This window comes from Tianweitania aestuarii (genome assembly GCF_018457165.1).
Taxonomy (GTDB): Bacteria; Pseudomonadota; Alphaproteobacteria; order Rhizobiales; family Rhizobiaceae; genus Tianweitania; species Tianweitania aestuarii.
On record NZ_JAFMNX010000003.1, the window covers coordinates 73,426 to 91,907 of the forward strand.

Here is an 18,482-nt window from a genome sequence, read left to right on the forward strand (position 1 = left end):
GAATGTCGTGTTGTTAGATCGTATTAGCCTGGCGCTAGGCGGCGCCTTCGATACTGCGCATGACTTCTGCCTGGACCGAGCCCCAGATGTGTCGCTTGAGTTCTACATAGCGTTCGGAAAGCTGCACTTCGGCGTTTCTTGGATGCGGCAGGTCGTTCTGGATATCCTGCACGATGCGTCCGGGTCGGGCCGACATCACGACGATGCGCGACGACAACAACAGCGCCTCATCGATCGAATGCGTAATGAAAAGGATGGTCTTACGCTGCTGCTCGTAGATCTTGACGAGTTCTTCCTGCAGAACCTGTCGCGTCATGGCATCGAGTGCCGCGAAAGGCTCATCGAAGAGCATCACGCTTGGGCTGTTGGCCAGCACCCGCGCGATGGCCACGCGCTGCCGCATGCCGCCTGAAAGCGCCTTCGGGTAAGCCTTTTCGAACCCGCGCAGGCCCACCATCTCGATGAATTCCTGAGCATGCTGGCGACGTTCGGCTTTGGACTGGCCTTTCATCTTCAGGCCGAAAGCGATGTTGTCTTCGACCGTCATCCACGGGAACAAAGCGTATTGCTGGAAAACCATCCCGCATTGCGGATTGACGCCGGAATGCTCCTTGCCTTGCACTTCGATGCGCCCGTTCGACGGCTGGTCGAAGCCGGCGATCATGTTGAGCATCGTGCTTTTGCCGCAGCCCGACGCTCCCACGATCACGACGAACTCACCTTCCTCGACGTTGAAGCTGACATCGTTCAGCGCCAGAAGGGAACCGTAGCTTTTCGAAACATCGGAGAAACGGATCACGGCGTTCGAGGTCAATCCTTCCACTTGAGGATCCTCCGCTCCAAGGCCCGGAACACGATATCCGTCGCCATCACCGTCAGGCTGATCAGCACCATGCCGAGCACGACGGTATCGGTCTGGAAGTATTCCTTGCCGTTCATGATCAGGAAGCCCAAGCCTTCGCGAGCCGCAACGAGTTCTGCGGAGATCACGCATGTCCAGGCGATACCGAGCATGACCTTGAGACCGCTGATGATCTGCGGGAGACTTGCAGGAAGAATGACCTCGAGCATCACGTCCTTCTGCTTCGCACCGAGGTTCTGCGCGGCCTTCACCAGCAGCGGGTCGACACCCTTGGTCGCTTCCATCACGTAAAGAAGCGACGGTGCGAACGATCCCATGAACACGATCGAATATTTCTGCGACTCGCCGATGCCGAACCACAAAAGCGAAAGCGGTATCCAGCTCATGGAGGGAAGCGGACGCAGGAATGACAGGACCGGATCAAAGATAGCGCGGGAAAGCGCCGATGTTCCCAAAAAGATGCCGAGCGGTATGGCAACGCAGGATGCGAGCACGAAACCGACCATGACGCGCCAGGTCGACGCGATCACATGCCCGAACAGCGTTCCTTGCTCCAGCATGAGCATCGCGCGATTGACGATCTGCGAAGGAGCCGGAAGAAACAGCGGCTGAATGAAGCCGAACCTGACCGCGCCTTCCCAGACTGCTATGATCAGGATGCAGGACACAAGGCTGATTATCAGCTTCGACGCACCTGCGATCGGTCCTCTGCGCCGCGGCAGAGGCGGTGCCGAGGAGGCACCGCGCACTGCAGGTTCGGCTCTCAAGGCAGAAGCTCCGCCTTCACCCACTGATCGATCCTAGGCGCTGTGTCGATCTGCTTGTGACGCACGAGAAAGTCCGCGAGGGATTGAAGCCCCTTGGTGAACGTGCCGTCCGGCGAAAGCATTTTTTGCTGATCGGCCAGTCCGATCCACTCGATATCTTTCAGAACGTTCGACTGCTCGTCCATCGGCAGCTGGGTAAGCTCCATAAGGATCTTCGCAGCCTCGTCGGGATTGTCCTTGATGAACTGCGAGGCTTCAAAATAGCCTTGAAGGAAAGCGGTCGTCGATTTCGGGTTCTTGTCCGCAAAGGACTGGTTCACGACCAGCAGATCCGGACCAGGTCCCAGCTTGAACTGCTTGTAAAGGCTGAATTCCCGAGCATCGAGAAGCACCTTGGTGTTCGGCTGCGCCTTTAACGAATTGAAGGCTGGCGTCCAGGTCGTAACGGCATCGACCTGCTTGGCCATGAGCGCGCTCGGCGCATCGCTGGATGGCAGGTTGATGAGAGTGACATCCTTGTTCGGATCGAGCCCGGCCTGTTCAAGAACATCGAGCGCCAGAACATGCGAGCTGGTTGCGAACGGAACACCCAGCTTCTTGCCCTTCAGATCGGCAACGCTGTTGATGTCCGGCGTCGTGATGATGCCTTCAACGGTGGCATAGGAATCGGGCGCGGCGATGACATAGAACGCCTTTGCACCGGAAGCCATCAGCGCGATGGCGGAAATGGACCCGGTTCCGCCGAAATCGATTTCGCCGATCGCGAGCGACGACATTCTGGCCGAGCCGGTGCTGAAACTCTGCCACTGCACCTCGAGACCATGCTGCGCAAACAGACCCTTCTTGATTCCGACCCATACCGGATAGTGGCTCAGCCAAGGTGAACCACCGTAGGAAACCTTCGAGACTTCAACTTCAGCGGCAACAGCCGGCCACATACAGCCGCCGAAAAGCGCTGTTGCAGCAAGACCTGCCAAGACGGTTCTGCGAAAAACATTCATTGCTGCTCTCCCATTGTGACTGATGATGGTAGGTTCCCAACTGCCTCCCGTCTTTCGCGGGATAACGGTCTACGCAAATGGCTATCACAAGGCCTCGCGCAGTTAAGTGAGAAACTGAACCATTACAATTTGAGATGCACTTCCATTAATCCGCTTGATGATGCGCGTGGCAGTCGACTCGTCAAATGCCAAAGCCTAAGAGCGCACGATGCTCCCTGAAGGTCTTCAGATATGGCTATGCCAGCACCGACACGGCAGAATCGCGAGCAGTTCGTGGAGCTGTCTTCGTTGGCGGTGTTTTCTGCGATCGCCGAAGAGCGCTCCCTGACGGCTGCAGGCAAGAAGATCAATCTGACACAGTCGGCTGTTTCGCAGATCCTGAAATCAATCGAAAGCGCCATGGGGGTGCAACTGATCGATCGGTCTGCGCGCCCTCTGCGACTGACTTTGGCGGGTATTCGCTTTCACACCTATGCCGAGTCGATGCTTAGCGAAGCAAGGAAGATAACGACGAGCGTCCGGGAAAGCGCAAGAACTTCGCTTCCAAAAATTCGTCTCGGCTCGATCGACAGTATCACGTCAACTTTCGGTCCTCATATGGTGCCGCAACTCCAAGGCAGAGCCGAGCAGCTGACCTTGCGATCAGGCATCAATGCAACGATGAGGGACGCTCTTCTCGCCCGAGAAGTCGATCTTATCATCACGTCTGACCCGTTTGATGCCGAGGATCACCTTGAACGGCATGAAATCTGCCGCGATCCCCTCCTGGTGGTGACACCTTCAGAATATCCGCATCTGTCGCTCGATGGTTTGAAGGGGCTCGCCAAACAACTCCCGTTGATCCGCTATAGCCGCCGCTCTTCCCTTGGCGTTCAGATCGACATTCATCTACGTCGACTTGGTCTTGAACCGGCAGATCGCTTCGAGATCGACACGTCAGATGCCGTTTTGAGCATGGTTTGCGCCAGCCCCGGCTGGGCGGTCAGCTCCGCCATCTGCCTGCTCCAGGCACGACATTTCATCGGCAAAGCGCGAGCCACCCATCTGCCAGGTCCAACCGCCACCCGACGCATCTATCTCATCGCTCGACAAGGCGAACACGGTGATACGCCGCGGCAGGTCGCACAGATCTGCCGCTCCGTGATGCAAGACAAGCTCCTACCGGAAATCAGCCTTCTTGCCCCATGGCTTGATCAAGATGCGTTCAATATCGCACTCGACATCCAGGACCATGCCTCTAGCAGCAAATACTCGGTAAAGGAGCGTTGAAACTACCCGAAGAAAGTCCGTCGCGTTTGAGTATCAGCCATCACACCTTCCATCTCCCTCCAGTCGGGAGCCGCAGGAAATGATTTCCCAGTCGGAACAGACGGTTAGCGCAAATTGGGGAAGAGGCCCACAGAAGTGGCGGGCAGCGCCCGACGAAGATGAGAACTATGAAATCGTCATAACTATTTGATAATTATGACCATAATTGGCATTGTGCGGTTGTCGGCAGGTTTCGACGGTATTCAGGTGGCAAACGGCGGCCATTTCGGGCATTTGGCGGCGTATTCCGTTCCGTTGCTCGATTGCGCCACGCAGTTGCCCCTTGTATCCGCCGGCCTGCCTAGCGTGTGCGACTGTACGATCAAACACCAGCAACTGGGAACTTAACGCCGCACCCGATCAATATGGCTTGCCATTTCAGTTCACCCATAAGTGCCAAACAGCAATGTCGCCTGGGAGCTTGCCGCTTTGGGCACCATGCACATATGTAAAATAGCGCCCATGATCGGATCGAGCAGCGTCCGGCAATGAAACCGCGCATTTTTGCGGTAGTGAAACCACCGCATACTCAGGAGGCGAAAGCCCCATTGCCGCCGCAAGGAACGGCGTAAGGTGGCTGGTCGTTGATGCGCCGCCCCTGACATAGGCAAGCATCATGGCCTCTCGATTAGTCCAAGCATAATCGCCGGTCGTGAAGCGCGCCAATCCATCCCGGCAGTAGAGATCAACTGTCTTTCCCTTTGTCAGATCGATGAGCTTGCATTCGACAATCAACGGAAAGAGGTGTTGCCGGCTCGTTAGGGATATCTGGATGTCGGGCCGCATCTCGAACCGGCTGGCATCATAGTTTTTTGTCTCGGTCCCGCGCGAGACCGCCCGCACCACCATGCTTGCCAGAGGATCATCGCCCACCAGATGGTTCAGGCGATCGACCATCAAGCTGTTGAGATGCTTCTCGTCGCCGCCAGCGACTGCGGTCGGATAATCAGCTTTTATCCCTGTGTAGGCTTGCTGAAGCAGTTCCAGAATTAACTCGATATGCGAATGGTCGAGCGCCGGCAGCGGAAGTTCCTGCCCCCGGATCAGTTCAGATAAATGGTCTTGCAGCCCGGAAATTAGCCCACTCATGTCCCAGGGCGCTCCCTGAACAACTCTGGTCGCGTCCAGATCAAACGTTGGGCGGCCAGGCGCGCCTGCGTTTCGCTCCAGTATCTGGACTGGGCGAGGAGCATTATGGCCAGGCTATGCTCACCTTCATCCACGACAATTTCAGTCGCGCTGGTGCGATCGGCGACAGCCGTGAGTGCGCGAATATCCGCCAGCGAACCTCCGTCAGGAGTTTCGCTCTCCGCGCTTCGGCACGCAAAAACGCGAAGCGCGCGCCAAGGTGAAGATCCCTGATCAGGAACGTGAATGACGCGAACAGCGCATTCAAATCGCTTTGCAAAACGGGCAAGCTCTTCTTCCAAAGTCTGGCAGTATTTTTCGACCTGATCGATCGACGGTTCGCTCTGCGCCATTTTCCGGTTTGACGCATAGGGAAGGTTGAAGCGGAGAGTGTCGTCAATGACGATCAGGTCTCGTTCGCCGAGCCCGTAGAGTTTTGCCACCCAAGCATCGACCTCTGGCCAGGCATCGTTGCCGTCTTGCTCCAATCGCCTGAAAAGATCGCCGACCTCGTGCACCAGATTTTCCGAGAGTGACTCGAAAGGGGGAATAGCGATCTCTTCCAGAATGGATTTCTCAATGACCTCGCGTTCAAAGCCGAACTCGCCGCTGGTGATTAGCGATATCCAGAGCGCGACCCGGCTCCCAAGCACGAGCGCTAGATAGCGAGCCAAGGACGACGCCTCGGGCGCTCCCGCTGTGCTGAATCCGTACCAGCTCTCGTTGAACACTATGTCGCGATCACAAACCGACATCTGTATCCGCTGCAATTGCGCAGGCGGTGATTTGTGAACGAGTAGGATCGGTCCGTTATAGATGGACCTGCTACGTGCGCGATGAAGACGATCCACGCCGAATGCCGGGAGCCGCAAAGGGTCTATGACCAATTGAGCGGACATCACATCATCCAGATGCGGGAGTCCGTGCAAATGACTGGCGTCGTCTCCGACCGTGCCATCATCGTGCTTCTTGCTGCTATCGCGAAGCTTTTGGTAGCCGTTTCCATGGGCAAGGCCGCCATCACACAACTTCGCCCAGTAATTTCCGAGCGTCTTGAAGCTGCCCCGACGAACCCGATCGATGAGAGAAAGGTCGGCCTCACTACCGCGGAAGAGGATTTTAAGCGTTTCTGGGCGGTCTCGAAGATCCTGTGGCCGGACGACATATGCGTTCGTTGCATCGACCCTCATGACCCCTGCGTTATTGAAGCCCTTCTCATATCGTGGCGTCAGCATCCGAAACCCGGAGGCTGCGTGCGCCGGGCGATTGACAGCAAAGAGCAAGCAGAATGGCGCGGAAATGCTGGGCCAGACCTTTGTCTGACGTAGTTCGGAGCCATTGATGATCGAGGTTACATCGATCGCTTCCAACAGGCTTTGTCGGGCAAGCGGCATGCCGTCGCCCTGCTGGAACAGGAGACGAGCGTGCAGGGCGAAAATGATCTGTGCGTCGGGCTTTGCCCATCGCATCGCGCGCCAGACAAACGGCAGATCAAGAACGGCGTTGGGCAAGGGCGGAGCGGTGATGTCCTCTCCAAGCCTGGTCCGAGCGATATCGTGAACTTCGGCGCGCAGGAGGTTCCAGTCCTCCAAACCAGTTGCACTGGCCCAGGGCGGATTGCCGATTACGAGATCGTATAGACCATCATGCTCCTCGCCGATCAGCGGGCCAAGGCTGCCCAACTGCTTCGATTCAAGACGATCAATATCAGTGACATCGACTGGTCGATGCAGGACGACGCCGCGCAAATCATCGAAATGCAGCTTGTCGACCGGCCGTGGATTGGGGTCGAGTTCGATGGACAGCAGGTAGAGGCCCAGCGCGCAAAATCGCAAAGCTGCCTCATTGATGTCGAAGCCCCGAACCTGCGAGTAGAGGATGTCGCGAAGCGTAGCCGTGTCTGGCCGCTGCCCCTCTACCCTCCAGCGCGCCGCGACGAGTTCGCGAAACGCAGCGAGCAGAAATACGCCGGCGCCGGCGGCAGGATCTAGTATGCGCGCGGTAGCCGAAATGCTTTGTGCATTCAGGCCACGAAACGCGGCCGACACCATGATGTTTGCGATGGGGTGCGGCGTGTAAAAGCCGCCTTCCTGCTGCTGCTGCTTTGGGGCGTGCTTTCGCAGGTAGTATTCATAGGCTTGGCTCAGCACGCCAACGGGGATGTGGGAAAAGTCGAGATTATCCCACTGCTCTTTCCAGCCCAATGAGAGTTGGCCACCTTCCGCTCGCCGCAAAATGTTGCCGAGCACGCGGCAAGATTCCAACGTGAGTTGCGAATGCACCGTATCTGAAAGCGGTAGCAGCTCGCCGTTGAACGTCTTATCCAGTCAGACGCAAGACAGGCGGACCAAGTCCGGCCAGTCAAATAGTTCATAGTCTTCCGGGACGGTTTCGGCGCTGCCTAGTTCGCTGCCGATGATGTCACTGGCTGAAGGCAGAAGGCCCCGATCGGCCAGAAAGCGCATGAATAGCGCTCTGCCGACCAACGATATGGCGTCTTCGCCCGACAGGCCGCCATCAACCTTTAGGGATGAGATGGCTTGATCGAGCAATTTCAGAATGACGCCCGTGATCCACGTCCGGTCGTTAATCTCTGCCGCTGGCCGCAGATTCGCCAGACGTGCAAACGTCAGCCAAGTTTCATCGTCGGCAACACCGGCATCGACTCGGACCTTGGCAAGCGAATGGCGATCGAGAGCGATCCGATAGACGTCCAGTCGGCCAGGGTAGACCACGCCGAGATATGGCGCGTCGCCTCGCATAGCGAGGATGCGTCGGATACGTTTGAGGCGATCGAGGTCGGCGTTGAGCCGATTGCCGTCGACCAGAAACATTAGCGGCGCCTCCTGCCACTCGTACACGCCTTCAACCAAGCGCAAATCGTCATCATGGTCGCGAACCATGAGAATGGTTGAGTAAGCCAGCAGGTCTGGGGACGAGTGATCGAAGAGGCGGATTCCATCGCGATCTGCGCCGAGCTCGTTCAAGGCGTTGAACATGTTGATCATACGCCCCCTTCCGACAAGGTTAGCGGGCACGAACGAGCAGCGACAAATTCCGGGAACGACTTGATTGCTGTCATTGGTCGAGATCCAATGGCACCTGTGGATCGCCACCAAACTGACCAGCGCGCGCGCGACCGCGAGGCTTTTTTGCCGTTAGCTCAACCTTCGCGATGATGCCTCTGAAATCGAGTCCTTGGGTGCCCATTTCAGCGACTAGCGCGGCTATGATCGCCAGATGGTCTGGAACCCCTCCTGATCGGGCATAATTTGAAACGGAGTTCGGGTTCATTCCAATCAATTCGGCAAACGCCCTGATGCTCAGGCCAGCTCGCGCGAGATCGCGGAGAAACCCCTCATAACCCATCGCGACCAGAGCCCTAATCACATAATTCTATGTATAGTGTCACATAAAATCATGTGTGGCAATCCACAAATATGGATGGCTGCGCGACTCAGGTCTTCTGCGAGCGCGCCATGCGATTAGGTTGCTGGCCAGAGCCTCAGTCCGCGTGGCAATCCGTGCAGTAATCGACGGCGTTTGCGTAGGCCTAGCGAAGAATATCGCGCCATGGCGTATAATCGGCGGGGCTGGCGGGCAGCGCCCGACGAAAATGAGAACTATGAGTTCATCGTAACATTATAATCTAAAATGACATTTTATCGCTTCTGCGGTTCCCGGCGATTATCGGCGGTATTCGGTGATCGTCGGCGGCAATATCGCGTGATCGGAGTATCATGATGGCCATCTCGTTGGAGAACCAACGCTGAAGAATCGCGCTGCCGCATCATTGCTTCGGCGAAAAGGTTCAACGGTGTGGCAGATACGGTTCGCCGATGACGAAGGATACGGCCACCAGAAGCTCAAATTGGAACAAGGCTGGTTTCTCGGGCCAGTCGCCTGGCTTTACGCTTCGCGCCACCTCATAACCGGCGGGGTCGAGCCAGACGATCGTGTCCACCTCCACAAGCGGTAATACAACCAGTCGCTGCTGCCGATACGCCTCGGCAGGACGGACACATTCCACTTCGATCGCGATCGTTGCCGTGCCTGTGCGCGCTGTGCGCGCGGGCTGCCTCGTTTCCACCCACGCACGGATCGTCCGAGGGTCGAGAAGCGCGTTGGCATCTTCGCCCGCCGGGCGCCCTTCGTAATAGGCTTTCGCATCCAGCTCCGCCTGCGGACGATCCACGGCATCGCCGCGCGCAAGAAGAAAGGCCGCCACGGGATCAAGTGTGCCCCAACTGATAAGCTCTTTCAGCCAGAAGCCGATCCACGGCAAACCGCTCATTGGCCAGTCGGCTATTTCCAGCGCGCGAATGGGCTGTCCGTCATCAGTTGTATCCAGCAATAGGCCGATGACGCTGCCAAGTCCCCAACTGCCGCGATAGATGAAGTTGTTCGCTACAAAGCCGTACCAGTTCGTAACCTCGTTGGGGCGAGGCTGTCGCGGCAGCGTCGATTTGACCAACCACCACCGCAGTAGCATCGGCCAGTCGCTGAAGTTCTTCTTCCGACCAAGTTTTGTCTCGATCGCAAAAACCGGAATTTCGGACAGGAATGCTAGCACGTCGCGGATGAAGACGAATTGCTCCTCGACGGTCCACCGCGCATAGTCGGCACCCTGCGAAAGCTTGACGCGAATTGCCTCCGCGCGGTCCAGCAACAGCTTTGCAGATCGTGGCGTCAGGCTCGTCTTATATAGACGGCGGCGCTCATCGGCGTCCGGATACTGGGCCTTGATCGCTCTGCCACGCGCCAGCCAGATCGTCGCCAGGTGCGCCTCACCATGCGAAGCCGCATGGGCATAGGTGCGTCGCCAAATCTTGGCTAATTCTGCTTCAAGCTGGGCGTCGTCGAGTTCGACACCTTTGAGTTCCTCGACCTCCTGTATCGCCGCGACCAGAAATGCGTCTAGTGAATCGAGATAATCATGGCTGGTTGGCGGGTCTGCGGCTTGCTCAGTGACAGCCGTCTGCTCAAGCCAGGCGATGAATTCAGCCTCGGTTCCTCCGCCCACCACCGCTCTCCATGCACGCTCCAGTTCGCGAAGCAGGTGGGCCAGCGGACTCGACGCCTGATCGTCCGGGATTAGATCGCCCACCGCTGCGGTCGCCGCCTCTAGTTGGGCGACCAGGCTCTCATAGCCGTTCCACTGCCGGTTATAGGTTGGCACAATCCGGCCGAACCGGTTCTCATAAGTGCGCTCGGGCAGGACAACGAGCGCACTGCCTTCCGTTGCAACACCGGGCCGCCCCGCGCGGCCGATCAGATTACTGAACTCTTGCAAAGGCAGTTCGCCGTTACTTCTGAAAACGCTGGGGATCAGAAGGAAGTTGACTGGAATATTGACCCCCTCCGACAGGGTTGATGTGGCGATGATCACTCGAACATAGCCACGATCAATAACGGTCTTCAGCCGCCGGGCGAGGAGGCCCGGCATCTTGCCGTGATGCACCACAATACCGCGCGCCAGCAGCCGATACTCGACGGAATCCGCTGTAAAATAGTCGATGGCGGTCGCCAGGCATCGCGCCCAAATCTCGTTACCTTCCTCAATCGACCAATAGTTGGGAAGTGCAATATCCTGCCATTTGTCCAGAAGATCGGCGCAGGTCGCGGCAAAGGTGTCGATATTCTGCGTTAGCGAAATCAATACTGAAGGCGTTGAGCCATCCGGGCGTTTTGCCGCCAGGTTGAGCGCAGCCCACAGCGTCGGCGCGCGCATCCGAACTTCGGGTCCGTCTTCTGCATCGATCCCCCCCGGAACGGCGGGGAATGGATCGGGTACGAACGGTGTGTCGTCCCGCCGCTCGTCGTCAAACTTCAGCGAGTTCCCATCCATCAGACTGTAACGGATCGCGAACTGACCGGTTGGGCGCACTTCGAGACGCCCAAGCATTTGTCGTGTGCTGCGATAGGATGAGCTTGTAGGGAGCGCATCGGGCGCATCGGAAACCCAACGGGCCAAGGCTGGCGCTGCCTGTGCCGCCACCGCAGACAGCGCGACAATGCGGAATTCATGATCTTCCCGTGCGCGCATCAGGCGCGTGCCGAGTTGTTCGAGCCGGAACGAGCGCGATGTTCCGTCCCCCAGTCCCGTCAGCCGGGCTTCGTCCTGCTCCACCATATGGGCTTCATCGATGATGACCGTGCGGACCCGGTTGAGGAACAGCACGCCCAGATAACGCAGGAGCGCATCCGCTTTCTCAAACGTGCAAATGACTACGGTCGGCTGATCGGTCTGAATCCAGGCATCGGTCGGCCCCCAATCGACGCCGCCATACAGGCCGGTCACGACAACGGGTTCCGCTGCGATCCCGCGAAGATCCTCGGCGAGACGGCCTTCCACCTCCGCCGCGAGCGCGCGGGACGGCACGAGGTAGAGCACAAGATTGCCGGCAGCACCTCCTGCCGGCGGATCGGCAAACAAACCTTGGACCGCGCCAAGGGTCGCAACCGTGGTTTTCCCTGAGCCGGTTGGCGTACACAACACGAACGAGTTGTTGTCGCGCAGCTTCGCGATGCCAGCAGCCTGCGCCGGCCAAACAAGGGCTCGCTTGTTGGCAAACGCCGAGCGCGCGAACTGCGTGAGAGCGTCGCCGGCCGGGCCGCTCGACGTGAGGCGAAGCCCGTCGATCTGCGGCCATAAACAGGTTTCGATAAAGCGCCGCGCACTGGCGGCCGTCAGCCGCGCCAGCAGGTACGAATAGGGATCGCGGCTATGCAGGAATCCCAGGGCGAGCGCTTCTAGCTTAACCACCGCGCGCTCGACGGGAGCATCACCGCCCGTCCTCAGAAATGCGCAGATCGTCCCGATGCACATGACTATATGCTGGACGGACGCGACTTCGAGATCATCGGGATCGATGCGACCATCGCTTCGCAGTCCGCGATAACTGCTCCAGAAGGTCTGCGCCGCCTTGAAAGCAGCCGGGAAGTCTGCCCGCACGAATTGGCGGAGAAGCTCCGACAGCGGCTCTCCTTCCGGTAGCCGCCGTAGATGCCCCAGGGCCATCGCCGGATAATCGGCCAACTGATAGGCCGCGGCGGCCAGCAAATGCAGCGGCGCGCCCGGCGGCTTCAACTGGGATTGCGAAAGCCATTCGATGATTTCTGCCGCGCGCTTGATCGCCGTGCGCCACGGCGAGCTGATGTCGGCACTTCGCTCCAGCCACCCGCTTTCCAACAGCAACATCGCTTCGTCGAGATATCCGGCGACGTCTCCTGGTCCGAAACTCGCCAAGCCATCGCGGCCCATGTCGCGCCGTAGCCGTTGGCTATAAAGTTTGGCTTGGCGCGCCGTCAGAGCTTGGCCGGCCAGATTTTCCCGAATTTCGCGGGCGATGGCGATCGTAGCTGCGTTCGCCATCTCAAGCGCCCCGGTACAATATATCGACTACAGCATCCAAATTCTCGAACTGAAACTCCATCGCTTCGAGGTTGCGCTGTATCGTGTAAGCAGGGTGCGGTGCTTCGGGAGGAAGCCAGGCAATCCGTTCAGCAGGCTGTTTGGGCGAATGACCGACAGCATAAGCCAGCCCATCGTGCCGAGCCGCCGTGCGAAAACCATCCCGGTAGAATTGGAGCAGTGCCTGTTGCCAAGCTTGCGCTTGAGGGGTGTCATATTCCGTCAGGAGATTGATTAGCTCACGAACGCCGCTGGGCCGGTTCCCGCCAACCATGAGCTTCTCGTGCGCGTCTTTCATGATGGCGGTGTTGCTGACCGTGAGGCATTTGGCTTCGAGCGTCAGAATGTCGGTAATCACACCATTGGCGTCTATGCGGAACGCCAGTCCATCATCGCCTGTCCGACCCGGTCGCTTCTCTTTTTCGGCATCTGGGTCGTACGCTTCCCCGGCCAGTATGCGTTCGTTGATTAAGTCGAGATGCTGAAATTCTTGATCGTGAAAACGGAAGAGCAGTGCTGGAACCATCCAATCCGCATGGCCGACAGCTCCGAAATGCTCAACCGCGAGCACGCCTAGTGTTTCGCCAAGATACCCCTGAAGCGATATGCGATTAAGCATGGCGGGGTAATGCGCAGCAGGGTCGTGAGCCGGATCGTTGAAGGGCGACAGATCGTCTTGGAAGCCTGAACGTATCCGACGCCGGGCATCGTCCAGCGCTTCTTGGACATAGGCGATAAGTTCATCGCGTAATGGGCCGAGGGCACCGTGAACTTCCCGCCAAACCCGTAGCCGGTAGCGTTGATGCGTATGCGGGATACCTTGATCGACCAGCCACGAATTGAGCGGAATAGGCGCAAGACGCTGAAATCTAATCATGTTGTTAATTTACTCCAACCCAGCATCTGCATTAATTTAATGCTAAAATCATTGGGGCACATCCGACGGGGATACTTACGAATGACGGAGTTTATTCTTCGTCTTTCTCCCTCAAGATGATAAATGAATACGCTCCGGCTTCCTTCCATCAGGTCGTGTTGGGAAGAGGGTCGGTTCCCTCGCTCAAAATGGCGAGATATCGCCGGTAACTGAACACGCGCCCCCGTTTGCGCCCGGTGATTTCCTCGACGATGCCGAACCGCTCCAGATCAGCGAGCGCTGCATTGACCGTGGGGGCCGAGAGGCCCGTCTTTTGAACGAGCTGGTTGGCGGTCAGGAAAGGATTCTGCTGAAACAGGTCATGAATACGCAGCGCCGAGCCGGCCCGGTCGCTCTGCGTCGTGATCCGTTCGCGGTCCTCCTTGAACAGATCAACGATCCGGGTCGCTGCATCGAACGCCTGATTGGCTGTATCCGCCACGCCCGTCAGAAAGAAGTCGAGCCAGGCTTCCCATGCACCATGTTCGCGCACCTCCTGAAGCAGGCGGTAATAGTCGGCGCGATGCGTTTTCAGGTAGAGGCTCAGATAAAGCAGCGGTTTGCGCAGCACGCCGTTGACGCAGAGATACAGCGTGACCAGCAAGCGGCCGATCCTGCCGTTGCCGTCCAGGAACGGGTGAATGGTCTCGAACTGGACATGCAACAGCCCGGCCTTGATGAGGGCGGGCAGACGCGAGCCTTCCTCGTGCATGAAGCGCTCAAGCGCATCGAGGCAGCCGTCCATCTCTGTCGGCGGGGGCGGCACGAACAGCGCATTGCCGGGACGAGTGCCGCCAATCCAGTTCTGCGATCGCCGGAACTCGCCGGGGTTCTTGGTGCCGCCGCGTCCGCTTTGCAGAAGCCGCGCGTGCATCTCACGGATCAGGCGCAACGACAGCGGCAGCTCTTCCAGCCGCTCCAGCCCGTACATCATGGAATCGACGTAGTTCGAGACTTCGCGGATGTCGTCGATCGGCTGGCCGGCCTGCGCCTCGGTCTCGAAGCGGAGCAGGTCCGAAAGGGTCGATTGCGTACCCTCGATCTGCGAGGAAAGAACGGCTTCCTTCCGCACATACATGTAGAGGAACAATTCCTGGCGCGGCAGCAGCATGGTGATGCCGTCCAGCCGCCCCAAAGCCCGTTCCGCCAGGCTCAGCTTCTCCAGCAGGCCCAGCACGTCGATCGACGGCTCCGGCGGCAAGGGCGGCGGCACGAAGGCGCGCACGATTTCACCCGCCACGGGGGTCTCGACAAAGCGGCCTAGCCGGAGGTTGGAAGCTGATTCGGACATGCCCCATTATGTGGGCGCAGCGTTATTTAAGCAATTGGCACTTGGCTTAAATAGGAGATGAACTAAGGTAAGCACTCTTTAATAACGGGCGGCACCATCATGGGCGGGTACACGCAACGGGTTCGTGACAGTATTCTTCCGCTTTAAGTGGCGGGAACCCTGCCGGCTGCGTTCGACGAATGGTCCTTCACCGACAACACGGTCGATCATGAGCAACCCATCGACACCTGTGAACTCTGCGGTCAGCAAGACCTTCGCTATCACTTCGAGATCGCCAACCACTATACCGACGCAACGCTTTGGGTCGGTTCCCATTGCATATTGCAATTCGATGTGGCGGTCATGGAGAAAGGTCGGCGCCTGTCGCCGACCGAGGCGAAGCGTCACCTCACCACGCTGACCCAGCAGATGCAGTTGGAATCCTGCATCCGCACGCTGGAGCAGCTCGCCGCGAAAGAAAGCAATCCGATCCTGTCGGGCGCTCTGGATTACTACCGCAAGAACAAGAAGCTTACCCCCAAATAAGCCGCCGTCGTGTTCTGGAAGCTTCAGGCCTTCAACATCGATCATCACCCGTCGTTCTTCCAGATCGAGCTTCGCCGCGCACAACATATCGAAGATCTGAAACAAATGCCGACCGCGCGCGTCCATCGGTTCTGGACCGCGTTGACGACCGCCCAGCGGCGCAAGGCTGTTGAACTGGGTCATACCTCGCCACAAGCGTAGCTGCGGCAATCAGGATGCGCGGTTTTCAGGTTCAGCGGTTTTTCACATCCTGATCCTGTTTCCTGCCCGGCGCCCGCTGGCGCTCATGCCGGTCGGTTGCTTGGGGGGCTCCCCCTGGCGCGGCGCAAGGGATCGCTGACGCTCGGCCGGGACGGTATCCCCAGCCTTCCTCCGCATCGTTCCTCCGTTCCGTGCAGGCCGGGCGATCCCCCTCCGTCCCGGCCGCCCTTGCTCCTTGCACCCCCCGGTCTCGGCGACGGCCAGGGTTGCAGCGCAGCGCTGCGCTCCAACCCAAGCCAATGAGGATCAAGACTATGACCAACACTATTGAAACGACCGCCACGGTTTCCGGAGTCCCCGCCGCCGAAAACGGCGCGGTGCTGTTCGTGCCGCTGAACAAGTTGAAGAAGTCGCCCCGCAACGCCCGCACGACCCCGCACAGCGAAGCCCATATCGAAGCGCTGTCGGCCAGCATTGCGGCGAAGGGTATGCTGCAAAATCTGGTGGTGGAGCCGGAGACGAACGCGGAGGGCGAACCGACCGACAGCTATTTCGTGACCATCGGAGAAGGCCGCAGGCTCGCGCAGTTGCTGCGCGTTAAGCGCAAGCAGATCAAGAAGACGGAAGCCATCCGCTGCGTTCTGGACACCGAGAATGACGCTGCGGAAATCAGCCTTGATGAGAACGTCACCCGCGAGGCCATGCACCCCGCCGACCAGTTCGAGCGGTTCCGGGAATTGGCGGATAATCGCGGATGGGGGGCGGAAGAGATTGCCGCCCGGTTCGGGGTTTCTTCCCATGTCGTGAAGCAGCGGCTTCGGCTTGGTGCGGTCAGCCCGAAGCTGATGCAGGTCTATAGGGATGGCGGTTTGTCGCTGGATCAGTTGATGGCCTTCGCCATCACCGAGGATCATGATCGGCAGGAACAGGTTTTCGATAATCTGTCGTGGAACCGCGAACCCGCGACGATCCGGCGTGATCTGACCAAGGCAAATGTGGAGGCAACTGAACGGCGGGCGCGTTTCGTCGGGGCGGACGCCTATGCGGAGGCAGGCGGCACGATCATCCGCGACCTCTTCACCGAGGATCGGGGCGGCTATTTCGAGGATGCCGGGTTGCTCGACCGGCTTGTCATCGGAAAGCTGGAATTCATCGCCGCCGAGGTGCAGGCGGCAGAGGGATGGAAGTGGAGCGCCGCTCACATCGACTATCCCCATGCCCACGGCTTGCGCCGCAGCTATCCGCATCCGGTGGATTTGTCGGAGAAAGACGCCGCCACCTATGACAACGCGCAGGAGGAGTTGGAGCGCCTGTCGGCGGAATGGCAGGACGCCGATGTAGACCTGCCCGATGAGGTGGATCAGAGGTTGGCGGAGCTTGAAGCCGAGATCGAGCAGATCGACGCCAAGCGCCACGCCTATGACGCCGATGAGATCGCGCGCGGCGGCGTGTTCGTCATCCTCAACCATGACGGCACGCCCCGGATCGAGCGTGGTTTCATCCGCGCCGAGGACGAAGCGCCGGAACCAGAGGAAGCGGAAAGCGCCACCTATGAAGTGGATGGCGTGACCGTCACCAAGGATGGGGAGATCGTCGGGGACGAGGGAAACGAGAACGAGCGGGCGGATCCCGCGCTCGAGACCGAGGACGAGGATGTCGGGGATGCGGGAAAGCCGCTGTCGGACCTTCTCGTCCGCGATCTGACCGCCCATCGCACCCTTGGCCTTCGCCTCGCCCTTGGCGAGCAGCCCGATGCGGCGCTTATCGCCGTGGTTCACGCGTTGGCGGCGCAGACCTTCTATCGCGGCGGGGAAGCGTCCTGCCTCGAAATCCGGTTGAGCAGCGCCTATCTCGCTTCCCATGCGGACGGGTCTCTAGCGGGAAATCGGCGGGAATCAGCGTGCCCACTATGGGACTGAAATGGCGGAGAGGGGGGGACTCTCCTTTCCAAAGGGGTCTAAACCGCGCTATCCCCGAAAAAAGGGCACACACCCGCCAGGTCAGCGATACAACACACGATCCCTAGCACGATACACATGGTGTGAGAGCCCGCAATTTCGCAAGACGTTTGGCCTTGCTGATGGGAACGAACGTCCTCTCCATGCCTCCCCCCGGGCACAGTTCCCGATCTCCGCCCGTCGAACCTGAGAAATGATTTCCCAAGCCCGACAGGTGCCACATCCCGCAAGTGATCGAAGATCGTTTTAGAACCCTCCCGCCTACCGAGGGCATTCGGAACTCGGGAAGCGGGATGAGCCCGCTCACATCGGACGGATCTGAGCTGTGCATCGCATCGTCGATCACGACTGCGTATTAAGAAATCTTTGGAGTTGGTTCCGATCTGGCATCCAAGGTTAGCCTCGCATCCACGACCAGGTGGAGATCAAGGTTCCTGGTCAAAGTTCGGCAGGTTAGCTCTCCCTTATCAAAGGAAAGGCCGCCAATGCCTGACCGTAAGCGAGCGTAAGAAGCGGACTTGTTAGAAGTAGCCGCTGGCCGCGGTCATCGGCAGCTAAGTTTAGGATGACGTAAGTTGATGACTAGTAACACGAGAGCAGCTGCGACCTTCGAAAGCTTAAGTCTCATGCCGATAGCCGGTTTAGGCCTCTGCTAAGTAGATTTTCCCGGGCAGCCCTCTGTCGCCGCTAAGCGCACCACTGATCAAGAGGACAAAAACATGGTGCTGCTACTTCTGACTTTCTCAACCGGACTCTACCTCAGGCACGCCTGATATCTACCGAGGGCTTACCTAGCCAGCTTCCATTCACGCGATGCAGAACCATCGTCCCATGTGGAAGAAGCCCAATACTTACTAAAGTCGAGCGACCAAGCTTATCGCATTCGACGCAGCCAAACCGAATCGAAAGCGGATCACGGCCAGCGCCATAAAGCGCGTAAAGACCCCCTAGATCAAAGTGCTGCCGCCGACTGCATTGTCGACAGTCGACCTGTAGCACAAGGCTTTGCCGGATCGCCTTTCCAAGTGTGTCAATGGTTCGCGTCATGGGATTGGAATAGGAACATATTCTCGATCCGGCAAGCATGGGCTGTGCACACGCAGGGTCCCCC

The 18,482-nt window shown here is 58.5% G+C and carries 12 protein-coding genes and 1 pseudogene; 2 read left to right on the top strand and 11 right to left on the bottom strand.

Annotated features, from left to right (window positions below):
* Positions 1-34: 34 nt before the first annotated feature.
* From JYU29_RS12210 to JYU29_RS12220, 3 genes are read right to left on the bottom strand one after another with little or no spacing between them, the layout of a single operon-like run.
* The gene (locus JYU29_RS12210; RefSeq protein WP_347879892.1) at positions 35-823 is read right to left on the bottom strand and encodes an ABC transporter ATP-binding protein; all 789 of its coding nucleotides are present in this window, start codon (positions 821-823) and stop codon (positions 35-37) included.
* The gene (locus JYU29_RS12215) at positions 811-1,629 is read right to left on the bottom strand and encodes an ABC transporter permease (RefSeq protein WP_213985112.1); all 819 of its coding nucleotides are present in this window, start codon (positions 1,627-1,629) and stop codon (positions 811-813) included. Before JYU29_RS12215 ends, JYU29_RS12210 begins: the two co-directional genes overlap by 13 nt.
* The gene (locus JYU29_RS12220) at positions 1,626-2,630 is read right to left on the bottom strand and encodes an ABC transporter substrate-binding protein (RefSeq protein WP_213985113.1); all 1,005 of its coding nucleotides are present in this window, start codon (positions 2,628-2,630) and stop codon (positions 1,626-1,628) included. Before JYU29_RS12220 ends, JYU29_RS12215 begins: the two co-directional genes overlap by 4 nt.
* 231 nt (positions 2,631-2,861) lie before the next feature.
* Here JYU29_RS12220 and JYU29_RS12225 point away from each other — a divergent pair, with 231 nt between their 5' ends.
* A complete protein-coding gene (locus JYU29_RS12225; protein WP_213985114.1) occupies positions 2,862-3,899 on the top strand; it encodes a LysR family transcriptional regulator in 1,038 nt (345 codons plus the stop codon).
* A 417-nt stretch (positions 3,900-4,316) separates the two neighbouring features.
* On the opposite strand, the gene JYU29_RS12230 is transcribed toward JYU29_RS12225, so the two are convergent.
* The 8 genes from JYU29_RS12230 to JYU29_RS12260 form a co-directional block, all read right to left on the bottom strand.
* The gene (locus JYU29_RS12230; RefSeq protein ID WP_213985115.1) at positions 4,317-5,027 is read right to left on the bottom strand and encodes a hypothetical protein; all 711 of its coding nucleotides are present in this window, start codon (positions 5,025-5,027) and stop codon (positions 4,317-4,319) included.
* A complete protein-coding gene (locus JYU29_RS12235; protein ID WP_347879893.1) occupies positions 5,024-7,315 on the bottom strand; it encodes an HsdM family class I SAM-dependent methyltransferase in 2,292 nt (763 codons plus the stop codon). Before JYU29_RS12235 ends, JYU29_RS12230 begins: the two co-directional genes overlap by 4 nt.
* A gap of 78 nt (positions 7,316-7,393) precedes the next feature.
* Positions 7,394-8,074: a hypothetical protein gene (locus tag JYU29_RS18365; protein ID WP_250157421.1), complete on the bottom strand. Its 681-nt coding sequence runs from the start codon at positions 8,072-8,074 to the stop codon at positions 7,394-7,396.
* A gap of 70 nt (positions 8,075-8,144) precedes the next feature.
* The gene (locus JYU29_RS12240) at positions 8,145-8,435 is read right to left on the bottom strand and encodes an XRE family transcriptional regulator (RefSeq protein WP_213985116.1); all 291 of its coding nucleotides are present in this window, start codon (positions 8,433-8,435) and stop codon (positions 8,145-8,147) included.
* A 442-nt stretch (positions 8,436-8,877) separates the two neighbouring features.
* Positions 8,878-12,441 (bottom strand): DEAD/DEAH box helicase, encoded by a 3,564-nt coding sequence (locus JYU29_RS12245; protein ID WP_213985117.1) that lies wholly within the window; start codon positions 12,439-12,441, stop codon positions 8,878-8,880.
* 1 nt (position 12,442) lies between these two features.
* Positions 12,443-13,357, bottom strand: coding sequence for a hypothetical protein (locus JYU29_RS12250; protein WP_213985118.1), 915 nt, complete (start codon positions 13,355-13,357; stop codon positions 12,443-12,445).
* A gap of 148 nt (positions 13,358-13,505) precedes the next feature.
* The gene (locus JYU29_RS12255) at positions 13,506-14,687 is read right to left on the bottom strand and encodes a Fic family protein (protein WP_213985119.1); all 1,182 of its coding nucleotides are present in this window, start codon (positions 14,685-14,687) and stop codon (positions 13,506-13,508) included.
* A gap of 78 nt (positions 14,688-14,765) precedes the next feature.
* Complete coding sequence (locus JYU29_RS12260; RefSeq protein WP_213985120.1) at positions 14,766-15,395, bottom strand: hypothetical protein; 630 nt, start codon at positions 15,393-15,395, stop codon at positions 14,766-14,768.
* 332 nt (positions 15,396-15,727) lie between these two features.
* On the opposite strand from JYU29_RS12260, the pseudogene JYU29_RS12265 reads away from it, so the two are divergent.
* A pseudogene (locus JYU29_RS12265) lies at positions 15,728-17,284 on the top strand (ParB/RepB/Spo0J family partition protein); the annotation flags it as partial.
* Positions 17,285-18,482 lie beyond the last annotated feature (1,198 nt).